This is a genomic window from Acinetobacter sp. ANC_7553 (assembly GCF_056779895.1).
The window spans coordinates 1-820 of sequence record NZ_JBWYIV010000043.1; the positions used below are offsets into that span (position 1 = coordinate 1).

Annotated in this window: 1 protein-coding gene; it reads right to left on the reverse strand. The window is 40.5% G+C overall.

The window, feature by feature from the left end:
- Positions 1-52: 52 nt before the first annotated feature.
- Positions 53-757 (reverse strand): IS6-like element IS1008 family transposase, encoded by a 705-nt coding sequence (locus AC1M9I_RS14580; protein WP_001067783.1) that lies wholly within the window; start codon positions 755-757, stop codon positions 53-55.
- Positions 758-820 lie beyond the last annotated feature (63 nt).

Consider the following 820-nt stretch of genomic DNA (forward strand, 5'->3'; position numbering starts at 1 on the left):
GGCACTGTTGCAAATAGAGATTTGAGTCGATGAAGTTCCCTTTAAAAAGTGCTTAGAGACCGAAAACCCTGTTGATTAGACACACTTCACCCTGAGGCTGACCATAATAAAATGACGATGCTTGTCCTTTACGTAGTGCACGCATGACTTCAATACCTTTAATTGTGGCATAAGCCGTCTTCATAGATTTGAATCCTAATGTGGCTCTGATGATTCGCTTTAACTTACCATGATCACATTCAATGACATTATTTTTATACTTAATTTGCCTGTGCTCAATATCTACTGGACATTTTCCTTCTCGCTTTAATCGTGATAAAGCATGGCCATAGGTCGCTGCTTTATCTGTATTGATGACCCGTGGAATTTGCCATTTTTTCACCGTATTGAAGATCTTTCCTAGAAAACTATAGGCTGATTTACTGTTCCGTCTAGCGGAAAGGTAAAAGTCAATCGTATGACCCCGTTGATCAACTGCACGATACAGGTAAGTCCATCGCCCCTTCACTTTGATATAAGTCTCATCCATATGCCATGAATGTAAATCTGTAGGATTACGCCAATACCAGCGTAACCGTTTTTCCATTTCTGGAGCATAACGCTGAACCCAACGATAAATTGTACTGTGATCCACATTTATGCCTCGTTCAGCGAGCATTTCTTGAAGTTCACGATAGCTGATGCCATATTTACAATACCAACGAACAGCCCAAAGAATGATTTCACCTTGAAAGTGCCGACCGTGGAAGGGATTCATCTGCTGTATCTCGAAATAAATAAGATATTTAGCTTATCATGTCAGCCTATTTGCAACAGTGCC

Coding starts and splice junctions, on each gene's coding strand:
- AC1M9I_RS14580 (WP_001067783.1), bottom strand. CDS start 757: ATGAATCCCTTCCACGGTCGGCACTTTCAAGGTGAAATCATTCTTTGG.